This window comes from Sulfurovum sp. (assembly GCF_041562805.1).
In the GTDB taxonomy this organism is placed as follows: Bacteria; Campylobacterota; Campylobacteria; order Campylobacterales; family Sulfurovaceae; genus Sulfurovum.
Genome location: NZ_JBFFOH010000014.1, coordinates 1 through 25756, shown reverse-complemented (window position 1 = coordinate 25756; position 25756 = coordinate 1). Strand labels below are relative to the sequence as shown.

Below are 25756 nucleotides of genomic sequence, written 5' to 3'. Positions count from 1 at the left end.
AGAAGTAGACAATACTAAATAATAAAAGCGCTCACTACACAGAAAATGTATTCCTGAATGCTTTTGCTCCATCTTTACTTGACTCTATCTGATCAGAAATGTCATGAAATGAAAATCGTAACTTACTTTGCTCTATGGTTTCCATCTCTTTTATCTTATTAATGTTTATGAGGTAAGAGCGATGTATACGTACAAAATCATGCCCCAGTAATTGCTTTTCAAGGTCTGATATTTTGTGTGCATAATAAGAAAAACCTTTAGAAGAGCGTAACATCACTTCACTCAGATCCGCTTTTACATAGTAAATATCTTCAGGTTTAAAAAGATAATAATTCTCACCGTTCTTACTCATAAGACGAAAATTTTTATCACTTTTTGTTTCCAGTTTTACACGTTCTATAGTTTGCTGTAACTGTTCCATGCTAAAAGGTTTTACAAGGTACCCCACAGCACCTATATCAAAAGCTTTAAGCGCATGTTCATCATACGCAGTTTGGAAAATAATAGCTATATCTTCTTGATGATAACGCAGTTCATAGCCTAATTCCAAACCACTAGTTTGAGGCATATTGATATCTAGCAGCACAAGATCAAAATGTGTCTCTTTAACTGCTTCCAGAGCACTCTGTGCATTATCTGCTTCTATAATATCTTCATATCCCAATGTATTGAGCATGCGCTTGAGTCTTGCAAGTGCTAATGCTTCATCATCAACAATAAGTATTTTCATGACAATCTCCTAAATAAAGTGTAAAAGTAGGTTTTTCTTTGTTTGTTATCTCGATAGTGCCCTTACAAAGAAGTTTTAAACGCTGGGCCAAATTTGTAAGTCCTGTACCAAATGATGTATTCTTCATAGCTTTACCATCATTTTGTAGTATGAGTTTATTTTGTGACATATCGTAAGACAAAGATATATGCAACACTTTCGGGGCTATGAAACCATGTTTTATAGCATTTTCTACAAGTAACTGGATAGAAAATTTTGGTACATGAACTTTAGGTATTGGATCAGCTATCTGCAGATCGATCAAGCCTGAAAAACGTATGTTTTCCAACTCTACATAATCACGTACATTTCTAAGTTCATCAGTAAGTGGTATGAGTGCTTTTTCATCCATAGTATTACGTAGAAATGTTGAGACTTTCAAAATAGCAGCTTCTGCCTTGTCTTGATCCTGATGGATGAGTTCAGCAATAGAATTTAGGGCATTAAATAAAAAGTGGGGATTGAGTTGCGTCTCCAGTGATCGAAGACGACTTTGTACATAGTGATGATCCACTACTTCTTTTTCATTACGCATCTTGACAAAACGGTAAAGCAAAGCACCTACAATATAGGTTAGAAAACCTATCGCTACTGCGATTTGTACAGGGTGTGTATGAAATAGTGGAATGAGGTCAATATGTAATAGTTCTGCCGCACTGGTACTGAACAATGTACCTAGAAACCCAGAAAGAAAGGAGAAAAATATCGCTAATGGAAGCCAAAATATTTTTGAGATCTTAGGAAGAATAGAGTGGTTCATATACGTAATAAAAATAAGTGAAAAAAGCGTAATAGAAAAACCAAGTAAAGCGCCAAACAATGCCCCCTGATACCAGTCTCGTTCCAGGAGTACATACCCTAAAGAAGAAAGAAGCATTGCAAACACCACACCTATGAGCAAGATGTAGAGCCAGTCAAATGTTTTAATACGCAAAGCAATATTATACATGAAGTAACTTCTTCAGATTATCTACCCCAAGCATCACTCCAGGCCATCCCTGTGCCGCATAGACTGTATCACCTACATGGTACAAACCTTTTATCGGTGTGTCATTGGAAGGGAGTTTTGGCAGAAAGTTTTTCATGGTGATGGCATTGCCTCCAAGTTGTGAACGATTGATGTAACGCATAAAACTTTTAGGCGTTGCTGCAAAGTGATGTACGATATCATTTTCAGTGATCTCGAGTATATCACAGATGGACTTTATCATTTGATTTTTAAGTTCCTCTTTTTTAACTTTGTACATACTTTTGTCTTCCCACCATCTGCTGTCTGTATGTATCGATGCAGTGATACTATAGTGTCCATTTTCACAGAGCACATTATCTTCCACATCTGAAAATGATACGAATACGGCATTTGAGATACTGTGAGCATAGGTCTCATCCTGAATGAGTTGATAATGATGTGCATATTTCTTCGTACTTTTAATGGTCATATAGAGCATAAAAGAACTTTGGTGGTTGTTGAGTTTTTCATATTTTTTGTAATAATGTTTAACCTTTGTATCATTCTGGTCAAAAAGTTTCCCACTGTCATAAACTGTAGAGTTGAGTATTACATTCTTGGATTTTATGGTTTCCTTTTTGGTATGAAGTATATAGTGGTCTATATGGCGTTCTATCTTTTGTATCTCCGTATTTCGTCTTATATCTTTCATCTTTGCTGTCATCTGATCAAACAGTGCGCCAAAACCACCTGGAACATAATGTGTTTCATTAAATGTGTATCCCAAAGAGAGTGCTGCTGTGAAGAAGTTTATATCACGTGAAGGTGCTTGCGCAACTATTAAGATCTGTGCCTCTAAAAAGCGAAGATACTCTTCAGAAATGTCTCCATAGAAATCTTGGATAAAATCATAAGCATTCGTACGTAAATAACGCTGAAATTTCACTAGCATAGGAAAAAAACTTGTGAGTGACTGTAGTTTATGCCATAAACTTCTATTACTGTAGTAATGACCATGTAACTCATAAAATTTTCCACCTAAATTGTGTATCAGTGTCCAAAAATCCCTATTTTTGGGATGAGGATAGTTCTCTTCTAAAACCTCTAGAAAAGTGTCCAGGTCAGAAAAACGAGGTGTAGTTTTCCCATTCTGTATAATCACTATAGAGGGGTCACTGCTAATGATATCAGGGATAAGCCCCAAGGCATCAAAGTGAGATTTGACAATATGACCTTCTTCGTATCCTGCAAGTGTCGTAGCACCTGTATTATAGGAATAGCCTCTATGTTCAAAGGTAGAACTGCATCCGCCAAGATACGGTTCTTTCTCAAACAAAACTGTCTTATGTCCTTTGGCATCAAGATAGGCAGCTATACTGCTACCACCGATGCCTGACCCCACTACTGCATATTCGATCATCAAGAATCTTTCATACTTTCATAGAGGTTAGTAATACATTTTACAAAGGCTGGATGGTCATTGGGTGCTTTTGCCACACGGTACTCCTCAAATCCAATATCTTCGGTGATCTCTCTATACTCTACATCCAGTTCAAATTCTGTTTCAGAATTATCAATGGTAAACGCTATTGGATAAATAATAACCTTTTTTTTCTTCAGACTCTTGAGCTTATCATCAAGATATGGACGTATCCACTCCAATGGTCCAAGACGTGACTGATAGGCAAGATGAGTCTTATGAAAATTTAACCCTGCCTCCAGCAGTGCTTTTCTCGCATGATATACATTGTATTTGATATGACGTTGGTAGTCGTCTCCTTTATCTATGATCTTTTGTGGTAACCCATGCGCAGAAAATACCAATTCAAACTCATCAGGATTATCCGTTCCAAGTGTCTCTTTAATACGTTCTACCATGGCAGCGATGTAGTCTGGATGTTTGTAATAACTATTAAGTGTTTTTACTTTTGCATTGATACCCTGTTTTTTAATGTTCTCTTCTAAATCCTCTATACTTGAGAGTGTTGTTGTACTCGAATAGTGAGGATAGAGAGGGATCGCATATATCTCATCCACATTTTTTAGTCCCTGAAGTGTGTCAGTTGAATAAGGAGGTGTATAGCGCATTGCCATATGTACAGTAGCATCTATCCCTGTTTCGAGTTTTGAAATAAGTTTTTTGGTGTACCCTACCAAAGGTGATTTTCCCCCTAACGCAGCATAATTACTTTTAGCTTCCTCTTTTCTCTTCCAAGTAATAATTTTTGCTATTAGCATACGTATTGGCTTTGGTGCAGAGATGATACGTTTGTCATTGAACATATTGTTCAAAAAAACTTCTACCTCATCTAAATTATTTGGACCGCCCATATTCATCAGTAAAATAGCTCGTTTCATAATTACCTCACTTTTTTATTTATTTTATAAAAAAAGTGTTTCTATTCGTAGGCTAATAATGTCAATTGGTGGTGAAAACTAGGTTATCTGGTGTTGAAGAGATGTTTCTATATCCGCATATTCAAAGACAAAACCTTTTTCCTGAAGTGCAGTTGGATAGATCTCTTTTGAACCTGTTAGGACTAAGCTGGCTTCCCCATACATGATACGTAAAACAAATTCAGGAACAGGAAGTATGGTAGGACGATTCAGCACTTTTCCCAATGTTTTGGTAAAAATATGGTTTGTAACGGGATTGGGTGAAACAGCATTGAAAACACCTGTTAGTTTCTGATCAATAACAAATTGATAGATACGCACTAGATCTTCAATATCTATCCAACTTGTCATCATCTTTCCGTTACCGATGATACCGCCGACACCCCATTTAAATGGGGTAATCATCTGTGCCAATGCTCCCCCCTCTTTTCCAAGTATCACACCAAAACGTAATATAGTCGTTGGCTTCTTACACAAAAGTGCTTCTTCTTCCCACTTATGGGAAAGTTCACCTAAAAAATCATCAGCGATCTCTTTACAACCCTCATCACATTTTTTATCATCAGGATAGATACCTATAGCTGATGTAGAAATAAAATGCGTAACATTACTTTGATTAATTGCCAATACAAGACGTTCCGTACTCTCTATACGGCTTTTTATAAGTAGTTTTTTATATGGATCGCTCCAGCGTTTGATGATAGGAGCACCTGCAAGATTGATAACAATATCCACACCTTCTAGCTTTTCTACAATCATGGGTGTATCATCTTTTCTATCTACAATAATACACTCTTTAAAATGACTTTGTAGAGCTGTTCCAACGAAACCGCTGGCTCCGGTAAGTGCTATTTTCATGATTTTCCTTTTTTCTCACTATAGTGTGTGATTATGGACTCTATGTGTAATCACACGTAATCAATTCACTGTAGGTCTATTTGAGTGATCGTTCTACCTTATCTTCCACTAGTGGATGATCCAAAACTATATCATCTTTGTTTCGCCCACTTTCTTTGATATACAAATCTAACTGAGGGAAAGGTATCTGTATATGGTGTTTATTGAGTGCTGCATAGATAAATTTTAGGAAATCTGATTTTGTACCTGAAGGCTTAAGCGTTGATTGCCCTTTGATCCACACAACCAGTTCATAGTCTACAGAGCTTGATCCCATAGCAGTCATCCAAACAACGGTAGTGTATTTAGCAGGCTTTGAGACATAATTAAGATTTGAGAGTTTAAGTTCTTCCAAGATCACTTCTTCTACTTTTTCATTAGGCGTACCATATGCGACAGAAAAAGGGATATGTATTCGTCTAATATCATTTTCTAAAGTCCAGTTGACAACATTGTTTTGAATAAAAGAAGAGTTAGGAATAATGACATCGATGTTATCATTGGTTGTGATGGTTGTCGAGCGCATCTTCATGTCACTGACTGTACCTCTAATTGTATCTGAAACCTCTATATAGTCTCCCAAGCGTATAGTTCTTTCAAACATTAGAATGATACCTGCGGCAAGGTTGGAGACGAGAGTTTGTAACCCAAAACCAATACCGATAGAGAGTGCTCCTGCAATTAGGCCTAGATTTGAAAAATCAAGTCCTATACTTTTCAGTGCTATCAGTAAAGTGATTAATGCAATAAGATAGTAGCCGAAACCAGAGATCATTTTAGCCGATGAATAGGAAAGTTTCTCACTCGTAGCAAAATTCATGATCTTTCGTTTATAAAATGCAGCAAGCATAAATCCAAGTATTAGAACAAGAAGCACTTTAATGATGTCCATAATGGAAATATTTTGTTCATTAAATACAAAAAGAGATTCAGTGAGTTTACTGTGAGTATAGTCATAAAGGCTTTCAGCACTTTCTTCTACATTTGAAATTGCCAGTGCTACATTACCTGCCTTTTCTTTGAATAATGATTTTAGAATAGTACGTTTGAGCGTATAATGATTCATAAGTTCTGGGGTGAGTGCAGCAAGATCTGTTTTCCCATCATTGAAAAGGGTCAATGTTTTCTGGTTCTCTCCTTTTTGCAAATAAGCCAGAGAAAGAAGTATGGTTTGATCAATTTTTGTAGTGAGTGCTGCCATTCTGTCCATTGTGTTTACAAGAATTCTTTTTTCCAATATTTTAGAGACAGTTTCATGATGTATAAGTTCACGTTCTTTAGCCAGATTGAGTGCAACGGCTTCCTGTTCTATTGCAGGAAACTTTGTATTTGTATCTGTAAGATTTTTCTTTAATGCTGGAATATCAAAGATAACTCTTTTTAGCACTTGACTAAAATGCTTTTCTCCTTCTTCGGCTAAGGTTTCATATTCTTTTATGGAAAGATCATGATTATTTCCCTTAAGTTTATAAAATGCATACTGTAGTTGATAAAGCAGTAAGTTTTTTTTATCTTCAGTCGTAATGTCATGGATGCTTTGACTTAAATATTTCCGTTTAGATTGCATGATTGATTGTTCTTCTTTTAAGATACCAATCGTTGCATAAGTATCGGCAAGTGCATTAAGATAAGAAAGATAGTTTTCTGTGCTGATATTTTGGTCATCTGTCAAAAGTGCGTCAGGCAAAGGGTGAACTTTTGATGTAAAAGAGAGCATATTCTTAAGATTTGCCAAAATCATGCGTTCCGTAGCAATACGTTCAATATCAGCTTGATCTTGAGAATCTTCTTGTTCGATGAGTTTGTTCACCTCTTCATAATAGGCAATTGTATTGTTTCCCTCATAGAGTTTTGTATCTATGTCAGCAGACCATAAAAAGAGGGAGAGAAAGAATAATAGAGTTAATGATTTCATAAAATACTACCTTTTTTTTAGATTATAGCATAGTAGGTATCGAAAAATTTAAAATAAGCAGTCAAAGCTCATGTATAGTGGTTACGTGGCAACCACCCATTAATAATAGGCAGCAATAATGGCATAACATACAAAGAACATCAAGTGTGCCAAACCTTCAAAATAGTTAGTATGTCCCTCTTCTGTACTTTTCCATGCCAGGATGACAGTCATAATTAAAGCACCTACTTGAAGCGGGTTAAAGTCTAGCATCAGATTGATTCCACTCATATATGCCAAGGCCAATAATATAGGTACAGTAAGAAGAATTGACACTACAGAAGCACCCATTGCAATGTTGACAACCCTTTGAATCTGATCATTTCTTGCTGCTTTGATAGCAGTGAATATTTCAGGTGTAACTGCAACAATCGCAATGATCAAACCGGCAAGCCCTGCAGAGATACCATACTCTTTAGCCAGCTTTACACCATCGGTAGCAAAGACTTCTGCGCCAAGTGCAATAATCCCAATAAGAATAAAAATGACAACAAAGTTCCCAATGTTGTTAAAGCTCTCAAAGATATAATCACTACGCTCATTTTCATCAATTTCTTGATTCTCTTCTTTTAGCTTTCTTTTCAGTCTAAAAAGTCTGCTTTTAGCTGTTGCTTGAAAAAAATGAGTATGGGTTCTAGTCTGGAAAACAAAGATTATAATATAAAAAACCATGAGTACAGCGGCAATAATAATACTTGTTTCCTGAATCACTGCCTTACCATGTTCTGACTCACTTAAAAGACTCGGAACTAAGAGTGCTAAAGCGGTCACAAACAAAATCGTCGTATAGGTACTTGAAGTCTCTTTATTATGTTCCTGCTCTGTGAACTTAAGTCCACCGATAAATACAGCTAGTCCCAAAAGTACGTTCATATCTACTATGACTGCAGAGATAATACCTCCCTTTACTGTCTCAACAACTTCAGGAGAGTGTACAGCTTCCAGCAAGATAATATACAGAAGGATAATTTCTACGATAACTGCAGAAAAAGTAAGCACCATACTTCCGTAAGGCTCTACCAGTCTTTCTGATAGTATCTCAGCTACTTCAGAAACAGTTAAAGAGAGTGCAGCTATACCTATAGCCGCAAGTGCTGTAGCAATAGCACCCTGGCCACTTTTATGCATGAAAATCGCCATGACAATAGCCAAAATTCCTACTACAATGTCCCAGTAGTCTTCTACATAATATTTCAAATTATTCGGTTGTTCTACAATACTGTCTGTATCCATAAAATGTTTCATCCTTTATTTATAACAATATAACAGTTGCCAGTCCGAGGAAACTGAAAAAACCAACAATATCTGTAACGGTTGTCAAGAGTACCGTTGAGCCAATTGCCGGGTCAACACCAAATTTTTTAAGTGCTAAGGGTATCGTCGCACCAAAAAAACCTGCTGCAAAGAGATTGGCAATCATTGCCATAGCTATGACAAGTCCCAACATCGGTAGATCAAACCACAAATATGCAATGATACCCATCACTACACCATAAAGTAATCCATTTAAAAGAGCAATGGAAACTTCTTTAATGATAGTTTGACGAGCTTCGTCTCCGGCTATTTCACCCAGTGCCATTTGTCTTACTGTAACCGTTAGTGTCTGTGTTCCTGCGTTACCACCCATTGATGCAACAATAGGCATCAAGATAGCCAATGCTACCAAAGATTGGATTGTTTGATCAAATATCCCGATTACCAAAGAAGCAGCAATCGCAGTAAACAAGTTTAATCCAAGCCAAACAGCTCTTGATCTACTAATCAGCCAAAAGTTCTCTTCTTGTTCTGCATCGTCATTAACCCCGGCAAGATTATAGATCTGTCCTGTTGCTTCTTCAGATATAATATCATAGATATCATCGGAAGTAATACGACCTACAAGTATGCCTTTGTCATTAACTACAGGGATAACACTAAGGTCATAGTTACTTACAGTTTCAACCACTTTTTTAATGTCATCATGAGGCTCAACAGATATTGTGATCTTACCTTCATCATTGATGACATCTCTATATAACTCTTTTGGACCATGGAGTATGAGATCTTCAAGAGGAATCATACCTACGAATGTACGTCCATTTGAAACGATAAACACATGATGAACATTATCAATCTCATTGTTCGCTTTCATCTTTTTAAGACGCAAGATGGAGTCACCTATCTTTTCATCTACATGTGCCTCAAAGATCTCGACTTGCATGTGTGAACCAGCTTCATTTTCTTCATAAGAAATGAGCTTCTCTATAGTATCCCTATCCTCTTCGGAAAGATTAGATAAGATTGCATCCGCTTTTTTCTCATCAATCTCTTCGATATGCTGGATGAGCTCAGCTGCATCATTCGTATTAAGTTCTCCTGCTAGTCCTGCAAGTTTCTTTGGACCAAATCTTCCATATAGCTCTTCCTGATCTGATTTTGGGAATTCAATGATGACTTCTGCTAAGAGAGCTTTAGGGAGTTTGTTTAAAAATTGTGTAAATGTCTCTTCATCAACTTTTTTAACATTCATTAAAAGATCAGCGACTTCATATGGGTGTACATCGAGATTTGCACCTTCAATGTGCTCACTGAGATAATTTTCTAAAGTCTGAACTTGTTCTAATATTTCATTGGTCATAGTATTCCTTACTATCTCTAAATATATTTTTCTTGATTATGTCATATCTACAGTGACAAATTCAATAATCATTGTGATGCTTCTCATTGTCAAGTCAATAAAATTAAGGCTATTGACCTAGTTCAATTATGCTCAATTCAGTAGAGGCGAAATTTTAGCACAGATGCTTATAAAAAAGCTAAAAAATAGAATCTCTCCAAAAACGTATTCCGTCAGCTTGTAGTGGGATAGGCAGGAAACATAAATGTTTTCTACAATCCATGAAAACGTGGATGTAGAAGTAGTTATTGTAACCCTCTTTGAGTCTTTTTGTGCCATATCAATACAGCAATTAAGGTTAGAATAACAAGAGAAAACATCAGAAAAACAACATTCAATGTACCAGTCTGTTCAGAGGAAGTAAAAGGCAACCCACTCGTATTCATTCCAAAAAAACCAACTAATAGATTTAACGGAAGGAAAATAGCAGAAATTATTGTGAGAATATAAATCATTTTATTCATCTTGTCATTTGACCGGGCACTGTAGAAATTATAGAGATAATCAAGTTTTGAAAGTTGATGCGTTGCTGAATGCATAATTCGCTCGATGTGTTCATGCATGTCTTCATAGTGATTCATTGGAAAATCTGTGGTTCCTCGATAGTGATTTACCATTACTAGCAGCATTTCAGAAGTTCGTGTAAGTACTCGCTGGATGAGTAATATATCTCTCTTAAGACCTATCCAGTCTGCCATAAAATTCTCTATATTCATGTTCTCATATAGAAGTTCTTCCATGTCTACGATTATGCTCCGATACTTTTCAAAGGATTTTAGAAGTGTATCTATTATTGGGTCAATGATTTTGTAAGGTCCTAGAAAACGATCTTCAAGCAATTCAAACTTTTTCTTGTCTCTATTATATAAAAAACTATTTCGTCCCTCAATGATAAATCCAATAGACTGAGCTTCAAGCTTTTCACCTATAAAAGGCAGGCGAACGATTAGCATATCATATTCTTCATTCTTATCAAATATTGACGGATGTGCTGCATTATTCAAATCTTCTAAGTGTAGGGAATCTAAAAATTGTTCGAAATGTTCCATAGTCAAAGACCTTATATTTAGTATTACTATATTGTAGCTAATATTTTTTTGAAATGCTGTTTAGGTCTTATCGCTTTGATATCATTAAGACGATCAAAACCTTATAAAATATATTATTTTATAAGGTTTTCAAGCAATAAGATGCTTTACTGATCTATCTCTTGATCGCTCAATCTATTAGCCTATTGATTTCCCCATATCGTATAGTTACACTTGATGAAGCGAAGCAAAGAGCCTACAATCGGCATCTTTTCATACATATTCTCCGCTGCATCCCAATAGTCTGTGTGTGAAATAATCTTATCTTCATGATTAATCATCAATCGGCTGACACCTTCAAAACTATGTTCTTTTTTTCATTTTTAAACGTGAAGACAAACTCCCATTTGACATAGGCTACATTATTTTTGTCCATATACTCATTGATGACAAACCTTGGTTTATCTAAATTTTGATACATATGCGCAAATATCTCATACACAGAAGCAATACCTTCTACTTCATTGAAGGGATCTTTAAATGTGACATCGATACCTTCAAAACGTTTCCATGCCTGAAGTACAGATTTTTTAACAGACTCTGTGAAGTCACATCTATATCTACTATTTGAAGTTGTTTTTCATAAATTTTCTTGAGTGCCAAAAGTTCTTTTGTACTGCTTACATTTCTAGCACTTATGATGACCAAAAACCCTTTTGTAACCACTGATTAACAAGCTCAAGTCCAATTCCACTACTTCCACCAATTATCCATATACGTTTTTTCATCTATGACTCCTTTCTCTAGATTTTAAATCTATTTTTATAGTTTCACTTAAATGACATTTTTCAATATAAGCAAGAAAGATTTTGCATCTTTATAGTTCACATCATAAAGTGCTTCACCATGTCCTATATTGAAAGACTCATAAAATATGTTTGCGACCTCTTGATTTTCATAAAAACCAATGCCCCAACCACTACAATCACGTTCATGCAAAAGTTCTTCACCGATCAACTTTATATCTGTATGGCGAGAATCATTCTCTATACGTGCATATAATTTATCAATGGTTGCTATGGGACCTTGAATGATCTGAATAAAGTGTTTATCGTCACAGAGTAACATCCCAGAAATATAGCTGTTATGGTTATATTTCCAAGAGTGCGTTAAAATATTTAAGATTTCATCATAATCAACATTCTCCTCAGCTTTACTTACATAGATCAACGATTTAAAAAAACAGGTTTCAATTTCTTCTTTCATAGGAAATCCTTTCAATACATTTTAGTATTATCCTTGATGTAAGTTTATGATTTATCTATCTATCTTTGTAGTCTTTTATTGTCGATTGATGACTAATAATAAATAGACAAATAGGTTTTATACCAATAGCGATAATCCTTCCATCATGTAGGTTTAGTATCAGAATAAAGAAAATTATTATTATCCTGATCCTTTTTTTCCACTTGATTAAAAAATATTCATATTTAGTAATCAACTTGTATTATTCTACGCTATACTCCTACTATGATTAAAACAATAATTTTATGTATTTGTTTGATGGGTACTGCGTTATGTGCTGATGGGCAAAAGGAACATAAACACCTCTCCTACGATGTATCATTGCCATTGTTAAACAGCATACATAATGATGCCATTGTCCTTGGTAGCGGGAAAAAGGTGCTATATGTGTTCATTGATCCTCTTTGTCCACACTCACGCAAATTCATCACCATGATCACTAAAAATCCTACGATGCTTTCAAAATATCAATATCAGCTCTTTTTATATAGTATTCCGCGTTTAAAATCAACGGATGTTGTATCTGCAGTATATATGTCATCAAATCCTATAGAAACACTCTTGCAGATCATGATAGAAGAAAAGGTGAGTTATGAAAAAGGCAATGAAATGACAAAATCAAGGGTCAATCGAATTGCTACAGTAGCCCAAGAGATAGATGTATATAAACGCCCTTATATCTTTATCGTGAAATGACAGGGCAAAAGGAATTTTAAATGAAGTATCATTACACACCCAATATGAACCGATATGTGGATATTGTACTCAAGTATCGTCTGCAAATCATATCGTTCTATGTGTTCTTTGTTGTTCTTATGGGCATACTCTATACACCAAGATTTCTCTCTTCAGATGCACTGTTTTGGCTTAAAGATTCAAAACAGTTAGAACAAACACAGGCAAAAGAGTTTGAAACACATCATCTTTCAAAGTTGGTAGTACGTATTGAGACTTTTGATGAAGATATGCACCAGTCGCTTAACGAACTGCATGAAGAACTCGTAAACCTTGAAGGTGTACAGAAAGTATATTCGTTGTTCAGTAACGATTTTGTTGAGACAAAAAAAAGTAGTGATGAATCTGAGATGCTAACAGTCATTAATGCAGGTGATTTAGATACCATTAGGCTTAGTAAACTACTCAAAGAATTACATAATGATTATGGTAATGTTGCTGAAGATGATTTTAAAACATTCTATTATTTTATCTCTGGAGAAAAGTTTGTAGATATTAGTAAACTCAATATACCAGGTACCTATACCTATGACATGAATGATGGGGAAATTAACTGGTATTTTTTAAGCAGTTACATTATGATAGTTTTACTTATTACAGTTTTGATATTTCGATTGTTATTTAGAAGCCATGTAGCGTTTTTTAGTGCTACATTACTCATATCTTTTAGCACAGTGTTGACTTTTACATTTATAGTGATGACCACAGGTATCAAGGCGATTCATTTTAGTATGCTTTTTATTGCTATCAGTATCTCACTAGTGGAATTTTTGTATTTTTACTACCGTTGGCATGTCTCTCAGTATAAAAACAATAAACACCATTCAGTCGTAAAATTGTTAACCAGAAATATGGTACCGGCGATGTGGACATCCATTCTTACTATACTTGGTCTTGGTAGTTTGGTTTTTATAGATTCTGATATTATCAAGCTGCTTAGTCTCAGTGTGATATTATCGTCATTAATAAGCTATATTTTAAACCTAACTTTTTTACCGGCATTTTTAAGTTATTTTGAAATTGAACATGCGCATGTACCATATGCAAAGTTAGTATATATACTTACGTTTAAAGAACTTCGTTATAACAAAAAATTTCTTTTTGGATTTTTGGGATTTGTGTATTTATTGTTGGCTATAGGAGCTTATTTGATCTATGGTGAAAGTAATAGATTTTTTAAACTCAATGTCAAAAATGAACAAATAGAACTTAAAATACCATATACAAAAATAGACCTGCCTTTTGTACACTCTATAGAAAAATTTACGGAAGCTATAGAGGAACGCTTCGAAGATGAAATAGATGATGTAATCTCTTTATCGAGTATTATAAATAGTCTCAATGATTCAAATACACAAACGGAAGTACTGGATGAAGAAGCCTTGCAACAAGCACTATTTTATATGGATCTTTATAGTTTAAGTGATAAGTATTTTGATGAAAATTCTGTTAATATTGTAATTAACATTTCGGATATTAATAAAGTGGAACTTATCGAGTGGTTGTTGCAATATAAGGGAATTGAACTCTATTTTGTAGATCAAGCTACACTCATTGGAAGTGCAAAATATAGCCAAACGATTTTACTTGCGAGTTCATTGTTGACAGCATTGATACTTATTGGGCTTATTACAGGGTGGATCTTCCGATCAAAAGCGATGGTGTTTGTCGGTTTTACTGTCAATACCATTCCTATTGTATTGTTTGGGATGATTGTAACTCTTTTAGCTATTCCACTTAGTCTTGAGATGCTTATTGCTACAACTATCTCAATTGGTCTTGCATCCGATGCCACTATACACTTTGCATTTAAATATTTTAGATTTCGTTATTTTGGTCGAACTCGTAAGCATGCACTTGAAAAAATGTATTTTTATTCTGGTATCCCCGTAATTATAGGTTCCATCATACTCATAACAGTTTTTTTAATGTTGTATTTTTCACAAGTACATTTTTTAGAACTCATCGGAATCTATAGTGCAAGTTTAATTTCATTATCATTGTTAACAGACCTATTTATTTTACCGGTAATGCTTTTGCTTATAGACAGATTTCAGGAGAAGCTTGAAAAGCCATCATCTCCACAGTCTTAGAATTGAGGATGTTACATCTTAGGTTACAGATTTAAGATGAACAGACAAAAGTAATATACTAAATAGCGAAGACTATGCCATAATACAAATATGAAACATACACTAACATTTGAAACACCCATACCATGCTCTGCCAAAACCCTTTTTGACTTTCATGCCGACACCAATAATCTTTCTCTCATTACACCCAATGATACCAGTGTCGAGATACTCAAACTTGACACACCTTTAAAGCAAGGAAATGAAGCCGTGTTACGCATCAAAAAAGGATGGCTTTCTTTTGTATGGGAATTGTCATTTGAAAAAGTGATATATCCCCATCTCATCGTAGATGTAGCTACACGCTCACCGTTTAAACTTTTTAGACATGAACACCATTTCATTGAGGTAGATGCCTCTCATAGCATCTTGCGTGATGTGGTGACTTTTTCTTTGCCATTTTGGCCACTAAGCAACCTTGCTGTATGGTTTGTGAGAAGTGATATGCAAAAGATGTTTGCCTACAGACATCAAAAGACCAAAGAGGCTATAGCTTCAACAGTTCCATAGCCTGTATCATATCTTTGTCTCCGCGACCGGAAAGACTGATGATAATAGTTTTGCCTTTGATGGTTTCTTTTGGCATCTTTTTGAGGTAGGCGATGGCATGAGCACTTTCAAAAGCAGGCACTATGCCTTCAGTTTGGCTAAGCCATACAAAGGCATCCATCGCTTCATCATCGGTGACGTAGTCATAGACTACTTTCCCCTGCTCCATGAGGTAAGAGTGTTCAGGTCCTATGCCTGGGTAATCAAGTCCTGCTGAGATGGAGTATGCCTCTTCTATCTGCCCTTCATTAGTTTGTAGCAGATAACTCAGCTGTCCATGAAGTACACCTGGTTTTCCTAGAGCCAAAGACGCACCATGCTCTCCACTTTGCAGTCCTTTACCTCCTGCTTCTATGCCGATACACTCAGTCTGCTCTTCCTCTATAAAATGTGCAAACATGCCTAAAGCATTTGAGCCCCCACCAATACATGCAAGCACATAATCAGGTAGCGTATGTGCCTGTTCCAAGAGTTGTGCTTTGGCTTCATAACTGATGATAGCCTGGAAGTCACGTACCATCAGAGGGTAAGGGTGAGGTCCTGCAGCAGTTCCTATGACATAATAGGTATCTCTGGCATGTGTTACCCAATGTCTTATGGCATCATTCATGGCATCTTTGAGTGTTCTGCTACCAGACTCTACGGCGTGTACTTTGGCTCCCAGCAGTTTCATACGGAAGACATTTAGTTGTTGACGTTCTACGTCTTTAGCACCCATAAAAACCTCACACTCCAATCCCATCAGTGCCGCTATAGTTGCAGTAGCCACACCATGTTGTCCTGCACCCGTCTCAGCAATGATCTTCGTTTTTCCCATACGTTTTGCCAAGATACCTTGGGCAATGGTGTTGTTGACCTTGTGTGCTCCTGTATGATTAAGATCTTCACGTTTTAGATATACTTCTGCACCTATCTCATCACTTATATTCTGTGCTTTATACAGAGGTGATGGGCGTCCTACATAATCTTTGTAGAGTGCATTGACCTCATTCCAAAATGTTATATCAAAACGGTATTTTTTATAGACTTCATCTAGTTCTATTAGTACTGGCATAAGTGTTTCTGGTACATATCTGCCACCAAACTTTCCAAAGTGACCTCGTTCATCTGGGTCGAACTCAAATATGGTTGGTATATACGGTTTCATTAAAACTCCTTTATCTCATATACTATACTGATTAAAAAAGTTTTTGTAGTTTGTTTATGTCGGTTAAAAACATTTACAGACTTTTTTTGCACTTACTGCCTTAGTCGTAGTAGTATATAATTGCCACAGCCGGGAAAAGGCATAGCTTTATTACTTTGTGTCTCTTTTACATGTATCTTCTTCGTCATCATCATAAATAGTAAAGATCGGTGTAAATCCCATAAGTAGTAACTTTTTATCAACCGCTTTGGCATCAAAGCCACTTCTTTTAATAGATGATAATAGTTTCACCTGTTGCTCTCTACTCAATCCTGCTAACTCTAACTCAAACGCTATTTCGTCTATATTCATAATATACTCCTTTTAGATAATGTAAATGTCTCTCCCACTGTTCCATATCTCCCACGACCAGAAAAAAGCATAGGCTTATCACTCTGCTTGTCATTAACATGTATTTTAACAACATCCGCTATAAAAATTGTATGGTCTCCGTTTTTGTATGTATCACACACCTCACATTCGTAAATGAAGTCTGAGGCATTGAGTAAGACGTTTTTAAATCTGTCTACATTTTCTACTTCAAGGTTACTTTGTGCTAGTTTATCATTAATATCTCCATGTAATTTTCCCATCAAATTGACTGTTTCAAAGTGCTCAGAAGGTAGGAAATTGAGTGTGAAGCTTTTGTTCTCTTCTATCAGCTGATGTGTATAGTTCTCTTCACGTACGGCTACAGCATAGCGAAAAGGCGCCTTTGAGATAGGCATGTGCCATGAAGTAGGCATGAGATTGTTTTGGCAGGCTAGCAAAGCGGTGACTCTTGGTTGTGCATGTGTTGCTTGTTCTAAAGTATTATAGGTTTTAAACATTGGTTCCTCATTTTTTCTCATATTTTATACTGATAAAAAAGTATTCCGTAGTGGATTTATGTCTATTCGTTCTCAATATCTACCCTGACATTGTTGTTTCCAATAAAAAACTCTAAAATCCTCTAAAATATGATACATATTTTAGAGGTAAAAGACATAAGAGAAAACCTTATAAAATATTCCGGTACGGAAGGCTTTATAAGGTTTTGATTTGAAAGATATAGATCCATGGCCGCAAACATCGCTACAGTGGGAAACGTTATAAAATATGTTAGATTATAAGGTTTCAATATTCTGTTGACAGTAGAGCGTTTTGGTGATATTTTAAATTATTTTTTAATCACCTGAAAGGGTGATTATATTTTATTTCATTATAGGTTATAATTAATATATAATCATAAAGGAATTGATATGAAGCGACTTAAACTGTTTTTACTTACAAGTGTAATAATAATTTTTACCGCATGTGGTGGAGGTGGTAGTAGTGGTGGAGACATTACTCCTGTAGATATTAATGGATCATGGAAAGGAACATGGTCTAGTAATATTACAGATAATAGTGGTACTGTTTCAGTAGTATTACTATTAAATGGTACAGTCATAAGTGGTTCAATGGATTTATCAGGTTCTCCTTGTATATCCACTGGTGTTATTAATGGTACTGTCTCGGGTAATTCTGTTTCATTTGGTGTAATATCAGGTGATGATGAGATACAGTTTAGTGCCACTTATTCTGACGGTATTATTAGTGGAACTTATTCAGTCACTACTGGATTGTGTTCTGGCGATGAAGGTACATTTATATTAAATAAAGATGCAAGTGTAGAGCCGCTTATTACAACTTTAGCTTCCAATATTTCTAATCCAGACCATTTAAAAATAAAAGACACAAACTTATTCTGGTCTGATGACAGTGATACTCCTATCAAGAATAAGTCGTTGGTAGAGGGAAATATTACGGCTGTTGTTAGACAACTCGGTGATCCTGCAAATATTATTGTTAATGAACAGAGTTTGTATTGGATTGGTACAGGAATAGGTCTAGGAAGTACCTTAAATAAATCTACCCTTGATGGAACATCAACCACTGTATTAGCAGAGGGGAAGAAAGAAGTTGAAGCAACGAATGACATAATTTTAGATGATACAAATGCATATTGGATCAACTCGACAGGTTCTCCAAATACTTATACTATTGAAAAAGTTTCAATGATTGATGGTGAGATAACAACACTCGTGAGTACGTTAAAGCCAATTATAAGTATGACCAGGGATTCTACTCATCTCTATTGGCTGGAAGGACAATTCCCTGATCCTAGTATTATAAAAAAGATGCCATTAGGTGGTGGTGCAGAGTCAGTGGTAGTGGATGGGAACAATACATACAATAGTTTTACTGGAAATATTGTTGTGCAGGGTTTAGATATATTTGTTTTAGAAATACAATATCCTTATCCAGATAATTCACGACTCATAAAATTTGATATTATTAGTGGTACACCAACCTTTTTGGCTGATATTCCAGCTCTTCCAAAAAAGCTGGCTATAGATGAGTCAAATGTATATTGGATTGATTCTACTTCAATCAATTATGTTCCTGTAAATGGAGGAAATATTACCACATTGGCCAATGGATTGGACTCTCCAGTTGATATTGCACTTGATGCTCAAAATGTTTTCTGGGTGGAAACTATTTGTTGTGCTCATGGTCAGACTGGAAGTATAAAAAAAGTTCCTATTGCAGGTGGCATAGTGTCAACATTAGTTGATGAGGTAGATGCACCACAAGTTGTTGTTTTAGATGCATCGAATATGTATTGGATAGAAGGTGGTCCAATAGGACAAATAGAAGGTTTTGGGAGAATAGCAAAGATGCCTATTGAAGGGGGAATTATAAGTACTGTTATTAGTGGCATAATAGGAGAGTCAATGCCTATTGCTGTTGACGACACACATGTTTATTTCGCTGACAGATGGACAATAAAAAAGGTGCCACAAGAGGGGGGGGGAACTATTGAAAAGCTAGCCATTGCTGATTTCTATATTCATGACATTGCAACAGATGGGATTAATGTCTATTGGATTGAAGATGGACCATTTGCCAAAATTGCCAAAGTATCAGTTAATGGTGGAATAGAAGAAGTACTCTCAAATGAACTGTCAGGGCCATCAGGACCTATTATTGTTAATGGCACATACGTATTTTGGATGGCTCATTATGATACGATTGCGAAAGTATCTATTGATGGTGGTCTGACTGAAGTTATTGCTGCTGGACTTCCATTCCTCTCAGATTTTGTAGTAGATGATACCCATGCATATTTCTCTGAACAAGATACGGGATATATTAAAAAAGTATCAATAAATGACGGTACTATTACAGAACTTATTGGTTTAAGTGGAGCAACATGGCGAAAGTTAGCAGTTGATAGTCAAAACCTTTACTGGATTGACCAAGTGTTTCTCGGTAAGATTCCAATCAGTGGTGGTACTTCAACCATTATTGATAGTGGTATACAGTCTGATGCTTATAATCCAAACAGTATTATAGTTGATAGCACAAGTGTCTATTGGACAGAAGTAGGTTCTGGAGAGATTAAAATGGCCCAACCAAAATAAGAAAGTTAGTGCCATTGGATACTGAGAGCAAATTTCGAACGTTTTTGAGTCTAGTGGCAACTTAATACTTTTTCTAAAAATATTATTTATAAAACCTTATAAAATATATAACTTTATAAGGTTTTTTTTCAGAAAATATAGAATTATCTTAACTGAAGATTTATGTAACACTTATAGACACTTACTCTTTATCAAAGCTATCCACAATGATAGCGCCCATTGAAGCAGGCATTGAAATTACTATTAGGCGTTTAAATGCAACAAGTGTGTCTGTAAATAATGGAAATTTATCTAATGAAAACAGCACTAGTCCAACAACTATTGCTGTAATTGTATATGCAATAGCTATACGCAACAAAAAAACAGGAACTCTGTATTTAATATTGCCTTGGAATACACTTTGATATGCGAAAATACCTAAGAATAAAATTGATAGAATAAATACCATTAGCAGATTAGAGAAAGGAAGTGTTTCACCTAGTTTCCAGGCCTCTTCAGAGAAGGAAATTGGAACTGCTAAAGCAAAAGCACCGATAGAAACTTGTCCTGCATCCTCTAAATTAAAGCTTAATTTCATTGTTTTCCCTAATATTTATAATGTGTAACATCCTAATCAAGTCTCTAACTATTTATTGAAAGTAGCAGACTCTATTTATGTTACATTACTTCAATAATGTAGAGTATATCAAAAATGTCTTGATTATGTTAAGGTTTCCATTGTTGTATTTTTTGCCTCTAAAATTTGTAGTGTATTTTTGGATTTTAGAGTTTTTTGTTGAAATTGAAAGCCATATCACTAAGAAGCCTCACCATAGCAGATGAACTACCTAAATGTTCTGTGAGTGTTATCTTTACTTGCGGGTGTGAGGCATGTATCTTTTGAACCACTTCAGGGATATCTCTGGTAACATGGTTACCAGAGGCTAGGAAGTAAGGTAAGATGACTATCTCATTTACACCTTTATCTATACAGGAGAGAATACTCTCTTCCAAAGAAGGGGTTGAAAATTCTAAAAATGCCGTCATCACAAGCGCATAGCGTTTATCCTGCAAGGATTTCACTTTCTCGCCTAGTGCCTTGATCTCTTCATTGGATGAGGCTTTTCGACTACCGTGTGCTACGATGATGAGTGCATTATTTTGCATTATTTTTACTCTGATCTGGATAAATAAGTTTACTCGTATCAAACCCTGCTTCTTTTGCTTGAGCTAGCAGTCTGTTCAGTATCTTCTCATCAAGTGTAGGTTTTCTAGAGAGTATCCAGAAGTAACTAAGATCAGGCCCACTTATCATCGTATAGGTCTTGTAGTCTGTATCCATCACAATGTATGAGCCATAAAAAGGTCCAAAGAAAGAGACCTTTAAAAAACCTTTGTCAGATGCACCTACAAAGTAAGCTTTCCCTTCAGCCTCACTCCATATTTTCTCTGCAGTTTTGTAGCCTTTATTAAGTACCTTTACTCCACCATCTTCTCTCATACTATAGGTTGCAGATATACCTTCCATACCTTTTTCAAATCGGTGCTCGAGTCTTACTATCTCATACCATTTTCCAAGATATTCTGTGAGTTGGAAATTCTCTACAGGCATTACATTTTGTGGTTTTTTATCTTCACATCCAGTGAGTAGTAAGGTTATTGCTAGTGCTACGGGTAATAATAATTTTTTCATGATCCATCCATTTTTTGTTTATTTTATACTATTTTACAATAAATTAGTACTTGATCTTTGTTTGTTCATAGTGTCTGCTTTTCTTAAAATAGACTGTATCATATTTTTAAAGACCAGATAGTGCACTGGGGTAAGTGAATACCAATAGATTCTTCCCCATAGTCCACGCGGGTAAAAGTAGGCAGTTTGTACAAGTTCATTTCCTTTTATTTTAAATTCCAACCACGCTTTACCCGGTACTTTCATCTGTGCATAAAGAAGTAATCTTTCATTAGGAATGAGATCTTCTACTCTCCAGAAATCTACACTTTCTCCTATGCGCAACTTGAGGGTATCTCTTCGTCCTCTGTTGAGTCCTGCTCCACCTAGCATTTTATCCATCCATCCTCGTATTTCCCATAACCAGTCATAGCCAAACCACCCTTCTTTACCTCCGATGGAGCAAAAAGTACAGTAAACACTCTCTTTGGGTATACTGTCAATATTCATGCTTTGTCTATCCATCAAAACCGCTGAAGAAGGATCGTCTTTGTGTTGTCTCTCCCACATATCCTGTCCTCCCCCTGCATCACTCCACCTACTGAAGACTTGATTTTCCTCCATTTCCTGTATGGATTTCCTCACTGCTGCTTCAAACCCTATAGGGTGTATTTGGGGGAAATACTGCTTGGCATTGTCATTTTGTATCACCACTTCTGAAGAGAGTCCCTCTATCAGTGATCGTGCTACAGTGTAAGGTACAGGCGTAAAGAAATTGAGCCAATAAGACGATAAATTAATAGTAAGTACAGGAAGAGGAAAAATCCAGCGACGAAGACCTAGAGCACTTGCACATCCAAGCATCATCTCTTTATATGTCATTTTTTCACTGCCAATGTCTACTACCAGATTACCTTTAATATCTAAATCTTTCGATGCATTAAGATAGGTAATCACATCATCTACACCGATGGGTTGAGCAAGTGTTTTTACCCATTTTGGGGTGACCATGACCGGAAGTTTTTCAGTCAAGTGCCTAATGATCTCAAAACTAGAACTGCCCGAACCTATGATAACCCCAGCACGTATCCAGACGGTTTCGATCTGCTCTGGTTTACTTGAGAGTATCTCTCCTGTCTCAATGCGGCTCAACAGATGTTCGCTTGCGTGTTCTTTTACGCCTAGCCCACCCAAATAGATGATGCGCTTGACTCCTTTTTTGATGGCTGCATCCAAAAAGTTCTGTGCACTTTGTCTGTCAAGTTCTTTGTAATTTTTATGTTGCAAAGAGTGGATGAGATAGTATGCCACATCTATACCTTCAAGAGCACGTTCCAGTGAATGAGGATTAAAAGTGTCACCTTTGGCGACTTCAACTCCCAAATTAGGATCAAGACTTTTTGGGTTACGTACAAGCAGTCGTAAAGCGACATCTTCATTTAAGAGGGTTTGTTTAAGCCGTCTACCTATGTAACCATTTGCACCAGTGAGTAAGACTTTCATATTAACTCCTTTACCATAGTATAGTCTCTTTGAAGAATCATTCATAGCACTCTTATGTCAATTCATCCATACTTTTATAGATGAACAGACAAGTAGCTACTACGAATTTACACAATAAATGACTATAATTAATAAAAAAGGAAATACCTATGTATAAAGATAACACTCTTGAAAATACTTACGTCATCGGTGATGTGCATGGGTGCTTTCATACCTTACAAAATCTCGTGGCACGATTACCTAAAGATGCAGAACTCATCTTTGTAGGAGACCTCTGTGATAAAGGGTATTTCTCTAAAGAGGTAATTGCATTTGTTGTAGATAATGGCCATGCCTGTGTCAAAGGCAACCATGAGTATCTCATGCAGACCTACCTAGAAGATGCCATCATCCATGACAAACATTCTCCATGGAGTTTAGATAAACGTTATGGAGGGCTTAGCACGCTAGAGAGCTACCAACACGACCATGCCAAAATGATTGAACACCTTGAATGGGTGAGAGATCTACCCATCTATATAGAACGAAACAGATACTTCATCACCCATGGCTTTGCTCTGCCTTTTTATGCACATAGAGGTAACCCTGAGTACAATAAGGAGTACCTGCTCAACCGTTATCAAAAAGGAATGCAGGTTGATGATGCGGAAGTTATCAATATCTTCGGACACTGTGTCTTTGATGAAGTGGTTTCCGGTGAGAACTTTTACGGCATAGACACGGGATGTTCATACGGTAAAAAGCTCACAGCCATTCAACTAGGCACGATGCAACTCATCCAAGAGCCTATGGATGCCAGAGACTCAGATTACCGCATGAAAAAGATGGAGTTACAGCATCTTGATGAGATACTCCATGAGAGCATAGAACTCTCTGAACTCATCTATCACATAGACACCAAGTTCACCGACTTCGACCTTGTCTCCACAGAAGTAGCATCACACATCGTCACCACCTATGGAGAAGACGGTGTAGCTACCATCCAACAAATGCTGAAGAAAAAACAAGTGTTTGTTAGGCAGGTGAAAGAGGTTGTGGATGGGTATGGGAAGGAAGATAGCTGACTCTCGTTACACATCTCCTGATGTGTAACGTATACTCTAAATTTGTGTATAAAAAATAACTATCTGCAATACTAAACTCAACTAGATATAACTTTTCAGTTTTTCCATCACTTTATTGATAGCTACGGAAATAATCCAACGCCTCATCTCTAGCATCTTTATGCACCACCATCGGCTTAGGATAGTTCTCTATCTTATTTTTAAGTAAGAACGCTTCATTATGCAAACGCTTTACCTCGACCTCTCTTAACTCGGGCACCCACTTCTTAATATACTCAGCCTCTTTATCAAATTTTTTACTCTGCAGATAAGGATTAAAGATACGAAAATAAGGTTGAGGGTCTATGCCTGTACCTGCACTCCACTGCCAGGAGAGGATGTTCGATGCTGCATCATAATCAAGCAGATATTTCGCAAAAAATGCTTCACCCCACTGCCATGGAAGGAGCAGATCTTTGGTAAAGAACGAAGCACATATCATACGTACGCGGTTATGCATGTCCCCCGTTTGTAAAAGTTCTCTCACTCCTGCATCTACAACGGGTACACCTGTTCTTGCTTCACAAAATGCAGCATATTTTGATTTATCTTCTATGCCGTTAAAGCGGTACTTATGGTTGTGTGTCGCAAGATCAGGAAAATGAAAGAGCAAATAAGCATAAAAGTCACGAAAAATAAGTTGTCTAAAAAATGGCTCTGTATCTACACCCTCTTTTTTCTGAGCCAATAAAAAACGTAAGAGTGAACGTATGGAGAGTGTACCAAAACGAAGATCTATGCTCAAATGTGAGGTAGCATCTTTGTTTAGATAATCTCTCTCTTTTGCATAACCTGAAAGATTCTTTCTGAATTGTTCCAGTTTCATTTCTACATCATCAATTTTGAGAAGATTATTTTTGAACTCAAGAGAATCTATGTTTAAAGGTAAAGTCTCTTCACTATCGACATCTATTTTTGTGATACCTTCATAAGAAGTCTCATAAAGTCTCTGTTTAACATACACATATTCATGCATATGTTCTTTGGATAAATATGCTTTAGCTTTGTTGTAAAAAGGAGTAAAAACAAGGTAAGGTGTGCCGTCATCTTTGAGTACCTCTTCAGGTTTAAAGATGTATGTATCATTCAGATATCGAAAGTGAAGGATATGAGAGACTTTGATATCCCGCTCTTTCGCATATGTATCATAATCACCACTGGCAGCTACTTCATCAAAGCCTTCTGCTTCAAGTGAATTAAATATATCCAAAGGATCACCCCAGTAAATTTTAAGATCCAACCCTTTGGTTTGGAGTGACTTTTTTAACTTGAGGACTCTATCAAAAATAAAGCTAACCCGTCTGTCATCCACTGGAAGTGCATTGAGAATCTGTGTATCAAAGATAAAGACAGGAAGGACTTCACCCCCTAAAGAGAGTAAAGGATTGTCTTCGACCCTCAAGTCTCTACGGAACCATAGTATACGTTTCATTAAGACATTTCTAAAATAGGTATTTCAGTTTTATCATTGCACCGGCACTTGATTCAATACT

At 36.2% G+C, this 25756-nt stretch carries 25 protein-coding genes; 5 read left to right on the top strand and 20 right to left on the bottom strand.

Annotation, left to right across the window (positions count from 1 at the left end; all coding sequences use genetic code 11):
- Positions 1-34 precede the first annotated feature (34 nt).
- From ABYK33_RS03490 to ABYK33_RS03435, 12 genes are all read right to left on the bottom strand, one after another.
- Entirely contained in the window at positions 35-730 is a 696-nt protein-coding gene (locus ABYK33_RS03490; protein WP_373031556.1) for a LytR/AlgR family response regulator transcription factor, read from the bottom strand.
- Complete coding sequence (locus tag ABYK33_RS03485; RefSeq protein ID WP_373031554.1) at positions 711-1718, bottom strand: sensor histidine kinase; 1008 nt, start codon at positions 1716-1718, stop codon at positions 711-713. The genes ABYK33_RS03490 and ABYK33_RS03485 overlap by 20 nt, the downstream gene beginning before the upstream one ends.
- Positions 1711-3138: a phytoene desaturase family protein gene (locus ABYK33_RS03480; RefSeq protein ID WP_373031553.1), complete on the bottom strand. Its 1428-nt coding sequence runs from the start codon at positions 3136-3138 to the stop codon at positions 1711-1713. The genes ABYK33_RS03485 and ABYK33_RS03480 overlap by 8 nt, the downstream gene beginning before the upstream one ends.
- Positions 3138-4076, bottom strand: coding sequence for a ferrochelatase (gene hemH, locus ABYK33_RS03475; RefSeq protein ID WP_373031551.1), 939 nt, complete (start codon positions 4074-4076; stop codon positions 3138-3140). The genes ABYK33_RS03480 and hemH overlap by 1 nt, the downstream gene beginning before the upstream one ends.
- A 78-nt stretch (positions 4077-4154) precedes the next feature.
- Entirely contained in the window at positions 4155-4973 is an 819-nt protein-coding gene (locus ABYK33_RS03470) for a TIGR01777 family oxidoreductase (protein ID WP_373031550.1), read from the bottom strand.
- A gap of 76 nt (positions 4974-5049) precedes the next feature.
- The gene (locus ABYK33_RS03465) at positions 5050-6927 is read right to left on the bottom strand and encodes a mechanosensitive ion channel family protein (RefSeq protein WP_373031549.1); all 1878 of its coding nucleotides are present in this window, start codon (positions 6925-6927) and stop codon (positions 5050-5052) included.
- A gap of 99 nt (positions 6928-7026) precedes the next feature.
- Positions 7027-8199: a calcium:proton antiporter gene (locus ABYK33_RS03460; RefSeq protein WP_373031548.1), complete on the bottom strand. Its 1173-nt coding sequence runs from the start codon at positions 8197-8199 to the stop codon at positions 7027-7029.
- A gap of 19 nt (positions 8200-8218) precedes the next feature.
- The gene (gene mgtE / locus ABYK33_RS03455; protein WP_373031547.1) at positions 8219-9583 is read right to left on the bottom strand and encodes a magnesium transporter; all 1365 of its coding nucleotides are present in this window, start codon (positions 9581-9583) and stop codon (positions 8219-8221) included.
- Between the two features lie 284 nt (positions 9584-9867).
- Positions 9868-10671 carry a CorA family divalent cation transporter gene (locus ABYK33_RS03450; RefSeq protein WP_373031546.1) on the bottom strand — a complete coding sequence of 268 codons (804 nt, stop codon included), beginning with the start codon at positions 10669-10671 and terminating at the stop codon, positions 9868-9870.
- 182 nt (positions 10672-10853) lie between these two features.
- Entirely contained in the window at positions 10854-10991 is a 138-nt protein-coding gene (locus ABYK33_RS03445; RefSeq protein WP_373031545.1) for a hypothetical protein, read from the bottom strand.
- A complete protein-coding gene (locus ABYK33_RS03440; RefSeq protein ID WP_373031544.1) occupies positions 10991-11152 on the bottom strand; it encodes a hypothetical protein in 162 nt (53 codons plus the stop codon). Before ABYK33_RS03440 ends, ABYK33_RS03445 begins: the two co-directional genes overlap by 1 nt.
- Before the next feature lie 332 nt (positions 11153-11484).
- Positions 11485-11916, bottom strand: a complete 432-nt coding sequence (locus ABYK33_RS03435) for a BLUF domain-containing protein (RefSeq protein WP_373031543.1) — start codon at positions 11914-11916, stop codon at positions 11485-11487.
- A 297-nt stretch (positions 11917-12213) separates the two neighbouring features.
- Between ABYK33_RS03435 and ABYK33_RS03430 the strand changes: the two genes are divergently transcribed.
- The 3 genes from ABYK33_RS03430 to ABYK33_RS03420 all read left to right on the top strand — a co-directional run bounded on the left by ABYK33_RS03430 (position 12214) and on the right by ABYK33_RS03420 (position 15332).
- Positions 12214-12651: a hypothetical protein gene (locus ABYK33_RS03430; protein ID WP_373031542.1), complete on the top strand. Its 438-nt coding sequence runs from the start codon at positions 12214-12216 to the stop codon at positions 12649-12651.
- 20 nt (positions 12652-12671) lie between these two features.
- On the top strand, positions 12672-14783 hold the full coding sequence (locus ABYK33_RS03425; RefSeq protein ID WP_373031541.1) for a hypothetical protein: 2112 nt from the start codon (positions 12672-12674) through the stop codon (positions 14781-14783).
- A gap of 90 nt (positions 14784-14873) precedes the next feature.
- Complete coding sequence (locus ABYK33_RS03420; RefSeq protein ID WP_373031540.1) at positions 14874-15332, top strand: SRPBCC family protein; 459 nt, start codon at positions 14874-14876, stop codon at positions 15330-15332.
- On the opposite strand, the gene trpB is transcribed toward ABYK33_RS03420, so the two are convergent.
- The 3 genes from trpB to ABYK33_RS03405 form a co-directional block, all read right to left on the bottom strand.
- The gene (trpB, locus tag ABYK33_RS03415) at positions 15310-16518 is read right to left on the bottom strand and encodes a tryptophan synthase subunit beta (RefSeq protein ID WP_373031539.1); all 1209 of its coding nucleotides are present in this window, start codon (positions 16516-16518) and stop codon (positions 15310-15312) included. The two genes, ABYK33_RS03420 and trpB, sit on opposite strands and share 23 nt — an antisense overlap.
- Positions 16519-16668: 150 nt before the next feature.
- The gene (locus ABYK33_RS03410; protein WP_373031538.1) at positions 16669-16869 is read right to left on the bottom strand and encodes a hypothetical protein; all 201 of its coding nucleotides are present in this window, start codon (positions 16867-16869) and stop codon (positions 16669-16671) included.
- Entirely contained in the window at positions 16866-17408 is a 543-nt protein-coding gene (locus ABYK33_RS03405; RefSeq protein ID WP_373031537.1) for a flavin reductase family protein, read from the bottom strand. Before ABYK33_RS03405 ends, ABYK33_RS03410 begins: the two co-directional genes overlap by 4 nt.
- A 390-nt stretch (positions 17409-17798) precedes the next feature.
- On the opposite strand from ABYK33_RS03405, the gene ABYK33_RS03400 reads away from it, so the two are divergent.
- Positions 17799-20006: a hypothetical protein gene (locus ABYK33_RS03400; RefSeq protein ID WP_373031536.1), complete on the top strand. Its 2208-nt coding sequence runs from the start codon at positions 17799-17801 to the stop codon at positions 20004-20006.
- Between the two features lie 181 nt (positions 20007-20187).
- Here ABYK33_RS03400 and ABYK33_RS03395 read toward each other — a convergent pair whose 3' ends face one another.
- The 4 genes from ABYK33_RS03395 to ABYK33_RS03380 form a co-directional block, all read right to left on the bottom strand.
- On the bottom strand, positions 20188-20583 hold the full coding sequence (locus ABYK33_RS03395) for a DUF2391 family protein (RefSeq protein WP_373031535.1): 396 nt from the start codon (positions 20581-20583) through the stop codon (positions 20188-20190).
- A 185-nt stretch (positions 20584-20768) separates the two neighbouring features.
- Positions 20769-21152 carry a sirohydrochlorin chelatase gene (locus tag ABYK33_RS03390; RefSeq protein WP_373031534.1) on the bottom strand — a complete coding sequence of 128 codons (384 nt, stop codon included), beginning with the start codon at positions 21150-21152 and terminating at the stop codon, positions 20769-20771.
- Positions 21142-21678 carry a lipocalin family protein gene (locus ABYK33_RS03385; RefSeq protein WP_373031533.1) on the bottom strand — a complete coding sequence of 179 codons (537 nt, stop codon included), beginning with the start codon at positions 21676-21678 and terminating at the stop codon, positions 21142-21144. The genes ABYK33_RS03390 and ABYK33_RS03385 overlap by 11 nt, the downstream gene beginning before the upstream one ends.
- Positions 21679-21711: 33 nt before the next feature.
- A complete protein-coding gene (locus tag ABYK33_RS03380; RefSeq protein ID WP_373031532.1) occupies positions 21712-23160 on the bottom strand; it encodes an SDR family oxidoreductase in 1449 nt (482 codons plus the stop codon).
- Positions 23161-23309: 149 nt separating this feature from the next.
- Between ABYK33_RS03380 and ABYK33_RS03375 the strand changes: the two genes are divergently transcribed.
- Complete coding sequence (locus ABYK33_RS03375) at positions 23310-24224, top strand: metallophosphoesterase (RefSeq protein WP_373031531.1); 915 nt, start codon at positions 23310-23312, stop codon at positions 24222-24224.
- Between the two features lie 112 nt (positions 24225-24336).
- Here ABYK33_RS03375 and ABYK33_RS03370 read toward each other — a convergent pair whose 3' ends face one another.
- Entirely contained in the window at positions 24337-25695 is a 1359-nt protein-coding gene (locus tag ABYK33_RS03370) for a deoxyribodipyrimidine photo-lyase (RefSeq protein ID WP_373031530.1), read from the bottom strand.
- Between the last annotated feature and the right edge of the window lie 61 nt (positions 25696-25756).